The sequence below is a fragment of the Mycobacterium sp. genome (genome assembly GCF_032162105.1).
In the GTDB taxonomy this organism is placed as follows: Bacteria; Actinomycetota; Actinomycetes; order Mycobacteriales; family Mycobacteriaceae; genus Mycobacterium.
In genome coordinates, this window is the sequence record NZ_JAVRPS010000026.1 from 1 (window position 1) to 4700 (window position 4700).

The 4700-nt window shown below is 65.5% G+C and carries 4 protein-coding genes; 1 reads left to right on the top strand and 3 read right to left on the bottom strand.

The features are described from left to right. Nucleotides 1-287 precede the first annotated feature (287 nt). Nucleotides 288-1406 carry an FAD-dependent oxidoreductase gene (locus QOC69_RS01085; RefSeq protein ID WP_526435503.1) on the top strand — a complete coding sequence of 373 codons (1119 nt, stop codon included), beginning with the start codon at nucleotides 288-290 and terminating at the stop codon, nucleotides 1404-1406. 14 nt (nucleotides 1407-1420) lie between these two features. On the opposite strand, the gene QOC69_RS01090 is transcribed toward QOC69_RS01085, so the two are convergent. From QOC69_RS01090 to QOC69_RS01100, 3 genes are read right to left on the bottom strand one after another with little or no spacing between them, the layout of a single operon-like run. Next, entirely contained in the window at nucleotides 1421-2440 is a 1020-nt protein-coding gene (locus tag QOC69_RS01090; protein WP_526435505.1) for an enoyl-CoA hydratase/isomerase family protein, read from the bottom strand. A 13-nt stretch (nucleotides 2441-2453) separates the two neighbouring features. After that, nucleotides 2454-3392, bottom strand: coding sequence for a fumarylacetoacetate hydrolase family protein (locus tag QOC69_RS01095; RefSeq protein WP_526435507.1), 939 nt, complete (start codon nucleotides 3390-3392; stop codon nucleotides 2454-2456). A gap of 32 nt (nucleotides 3393-3424) precedes the next feature. Continuing rightward, nucleotides 3425-4561, bottom strand: a complete 1137-nt coding sequence (locus QOC69_RS01100; RefSeq protein WP_526435509.1) for a VOC family protein — start codon at nucleotides 4559-4561, stop codon at nucleotides 3425-3427. Nucleotides 4562-4700: the final 139 nt, after the last annotated feature.

A 4700-nucleotide genomic window follows, 5' to 3' on the forward strand; every position in this document is an offset into this window, starting at 1 on the left:
CCGATCGCTCACACCCTGTTAATCCGCGCACGTCGGCCGTGGCACCTTGGACGGGGCCGCGCTCGATGCGGAGCCGCACTGGGCGCTGACAGGTAAGCAACTATTCCCGCTGACCAGCCCGTATTGATGGGTGCCAACGGTGATGGCGCTGATACGCCGGATCGCGATTCTGGACTCAGGACGTAGTACGGGCTCTTCGCCCGGCTCGAGAAAAACGCCCATACCGCCGCCTGCCCGGCCGACGGATGCGGGCCAGGCCATCCTCGATCCCTTGGAAAGGGTTAGTGATGAAGAAGTTACGAGTGGCGATCATCGGCGCCGGTATCGGTGGACTGTCTGCAGCCGTCGCACTTCACCAGATTGGGGCTCAGGTCCGGGTCTACGAACAGGCGCGTCAGTTGGGCGACGTCGGCGCAGGAGTGGCGCTCCAGCGCAACAGTCAGAGAGTCCTGGATCGACTCGGCCTCAGCCAGCGCGTCGGCCGACTTGGCGCGCGGTTGCCTGGATTCCGGCTCTTCACGCCGGACGGGACCCTCGTGTCGCATGAAACGTACGACCCCGAGACCGGGACGCTCGGGCTACGTCGCGCCGATCTGGTGGCGGTCCTGGCCGCCGCTCTGCCGACCGCGGTCGTGCACACCGGACATCGCTGCGTGCAATTGACTCAGCGCGACGGGTCCGCGGTGGTGAGCTTCGCGAACGGGGTGAGCGTGAATGCTGATGTCGTGGTCGCGGCCGACGGAATCCATTCCGGGCTACAACGCTACGTGGTGGAGCCCACCGACCCGGTGTTCTCCGGCACGATGGCCTATCGTGGCCTGATCCCGGCAGCGCGGCTGCCCGACTGGCCCCAAGAGTTGGTGACCTGGGGTGGCGAGGGCAAACACCTGATTGCCTACCCAGTGCGTGCCGGCCAGTTGATCAACTTCGTGGGGTTCGTCGCGGCCGACGACCAGATGCGCGAATCGTGCTCTGCACCTGGCGATCCGGCCGTTCTGGCCGCAGAATTCGCCGCTTGGACCCCGCAGGCTCGCCGCCTCCTCTCGCGAGTCGAGACCACGTTCAAGTGGGGTCTCTATGACCGGGAGCCGCTCCCACGGTGGACGCACGGCCGGCTGGCCCTGCTCGGCGATGCGGCCCATCCCATGCTGCCGCACATGGGCCAGGGCGCCAATCAGGCCATCGAGGACGCCATGGCGTTGGCCATTTTGCTCCGCGGTGTTGCGGCCGCCGACGCCCCAGCAGCATTGATGCGCTATCAGACAGTGCGGCGCGATCACACCGCACGGGTCCAACGGAGTGCACGCGCGAACGGCCACGGGTTCGACTCCGGGCAACCCGTGAGCCTCAACCATTCCTGGGTGCGGGACTATGACGTGGAACGGGAAGCCCTCGCCGCTTCGTGAAGAGGGCGCGTGACCTAGGCGCCGTCGCCCCTGGCGATCTGATTTGCAGTGGCACTCCAGCTGGCGTCGGCATTGAGCTGGACCACCTCGCCCTGGATCCATGGCTCGAGGTCTGTCAGGAACACGGAATCGCCATTCCCGGCCCCCTGCATATCAAGCCATTTCTGCAGCGCTTGTGGGGCCGGGCCGGACAGGATGGTGGATACGTTGGCTGCGCTTTCACGGAGAAGGCTCTCGGCAGGCGCCAGGACCAGGTTCTCGTTGAAGACCTTCTTCTGCGCCGCGATGGTGTCCCGGTTGCGGCGGGCGTATCGCGCGCCAAGTTCTTGGGCTTCGTCGATGAGGTCATTCGAGGGCACCAGCCGGTTCACCAGGCCCATCTGATGTGCCTCCTGCGCTGAGTACATTCTGCCCTCGAGCAGCATCTCCAGTGCCCTGGCGGGTCCGATGAGCTGGGCCAAGCGTTGACCTCCGACGGTGGTGGTCAAACCGATGAGGAGCTCGGGGAGGATGAATCCCACTGCTTCGTCATCGGCGGCCAAGCGGACGTCGAAGCAGACCGACATCTCCAATCCTCCACCGCCGCATGGCCCTCCGATCGCAGCGATGTAGACCGCGGGCGATCGCATGACGCGCAGCACGACCTGATTGAATCGCGGGACACTGAGGAATTGGCTGATGGGGGTGCGCTCCAGGGCCTGTTCGCCGCCGGGTACGGCTCCGACGACGTCGACGCTCTGCAGGAGGTTCAGCAGGGCCTGACCCGATAGCGGCCGCCCGACACGTGAAGCGGCAGCGAGGATCTCGGCGATGTCGAAGTGAGTGATGTAGCGGTTCGGCACCCCTCCCGTGAGAACGACCGCTCCCACGCTGGGGTCGTCGTCGACGGCTGCTGTGAGGGTGTCGAGGTCCTTCTGCATCCGAGCCGTCATGAAGTTATGCGGGGGATCGTAGAACCGGACGGTGAGTACTCGGTCCTCCTGCTCGACCGTCAAGGTGTCCAGCACGAGGTCGCGGGCATGCGTTGTCATCATCGGTCGCTGCCCCTCACGCGTACTTGACGACGGTGCGCTGCACGCCGAGCTCGATCGCCCGGTCATCGGTCGCCACTTCGGCCTCGACGATGTCGCCGTGGCGCAAATATTTCGGGTTCTTGGTTTGTGCTGAGAAAAAGGCCTTCCACTTGATCCGGTCGGGGAGCAGCGACCCGATGATCTCGACGGGCTTGGGTGGTGCGCTGATGGCGGTGCCGACCGGGGTACCGGTCAAGACCAGGTCGCCGGCGTCGAGACGCTGAAAACGTGACAGCGCCTGCAGTGCCTGCACGGGTGGGTAGATCATGTCGCCCTCGACGAGCATGTTTTGGCGGAGCTCGCCGTTCACCCGCAGTCGAACGCGCAGATCACCGAAGCGCTTGAGCTCATCGGCGTCCAGCAGCACCAGCGCGGGCCCGACCGGAGTGAACGTCGGATACGACTTCGCTTCGTAGAACTGCGTTTTGGTCAACTGCACATCGCGGGCCGAGACGTCGTTGGTCACCACCAGCCCGCAGACGTAGTCGGCGAGGTTGGCTTCGGTGATCGTGGTGCCGACGGGCATGTCGCGGCCGATGATCAGGCCGATCTCGACCTCGTAGTCGAGCAGCCGGACGTGATCGGGTTTGACGATGTCGTCGAACGGGCCGCTGATGGAGCCGGATGCCTTGCGGAAGAAGGCCAGTGGGGTGTGGGCCGGGTCTCGCCCGGCGTCCTCGACGTGGGAGGCGTAGTTGGTCATTTGTGCCACCACCCGGCACGGTGCGGTGACCGGGGACAGTAGTTGCAGGCTGTCCACGGGCACGGTGTCGGTGCTGTGGGCGCCGGCGTCGACGGCATCCCGGTCGGCCAGCAGCTGGCGGGTGGTGGTGGCCGTGGTGGCGACGCGAGCGGCCCCGGTGGGGGTCTGCACCCACCAGCCCTCGGCGGTGCGCAGGATGGAGACGGTCATCGTGAGTCCTTGAGTAATCGAGTGGTTGGGTGTTAAGAGTTGGCCACGGCGAGCATGCCGCGCAGGCTGGCCAGGTCGAATTCGTTGTCGGTGCGCAGCGCGCTGATTATCGAGCGAAGTTCGTGCAGGGATTCGCGGCCCGGTGCGATGCCGAGGAAGTCCTTGGTGATCGGTGGTCCCCATTGGGAGAGCCCGGAGGCGGTGAACGGAGCCCAACCCGGCTCGAGGGTGCTGTCGAACATGTCACCGTCGCTGAAGTGCTCGACCATGACATCGTCGGGATCGCGCCAGTAGTCGAAGATCTGGCTGCCCTGAATGTGGCGGCCGATTCCCCAGGACCGGTGGTATCCCAGCCCGGCGAGGTAGCGCGCGCCGGCGCCCATCGCGTCGATGTCGCTGACCTGGTAGGCCGAATGGACGTAGCGGTTGGACGGGCCCAAAGCCATCGCGAGGGTGTGGTGGTCGGTCGGCGTCTGGCCGCGATCGCAACGGATGAAGCTCATGACCGGACCGCGGTCCCGCCGTCCCGCGTAGTAGAGGAAGTCGCTGACGATCATCCCGAGGTGATCGAGATACCAGTCGAGCGCCTCGCGGTACTTGGTCGTCTGCATCACCACGTGCCCGAGCCGTTGCACACGCGTCGGCTCGCGAGGCGGGCGTTGCGTTGCGCCGATCCGCCGGAGTTCGTGCCCAAAGTTGAATTGGTGGGGCGTCTGTGCCGCCAGCGCCTCCAGCTGGTGAGTGTCGGCCACGACCCGGACTGTCACCCCGCTGGGGTCGATCAGGTCGACGGCCATGCCGCCGAGCGATTCGGGCAGCGCGCGGATCTTGGTCCCGGTAGATTCGGCCAGTCGCAGCACATCGGATTGGTCCTGTGCGGTGTAGGCGGCTCCGATGAATTTCGAGCGCGGACCTCGCCGGATCAGTACGCAGGGCGAGCCGGAATCGGTGCCACGCAAGTACAGCTCGTCGGCAGTGCGCATAGCGGTGCCAAACCCGAATGCGGACGAAAATGCTTCAGCCCGAGCCAGATCCGGCTTTTCGAACTCCAACCAGGCAATATCGTGGACTTTGATGATCGGGTCACGTGAGCGCCCCGGATGCTCACCTTTGCGAGCGCCCTGGTCACTGTGCAGGTCGTTGTGGGCGCCCACAACGTGGTCGCTCATCACTGCGCCGCAGTGTCCGTGGCGTCCCAGGGCATCGATGCCGAGACCCAGTGGGTTAGTTCCTGTTGGTCGTTGCTGTGTAGGTGGCGTGGCGGGGTGACGAACGTCGCGTAGGGCTTGCAGCGCAGCAGTACCCGGC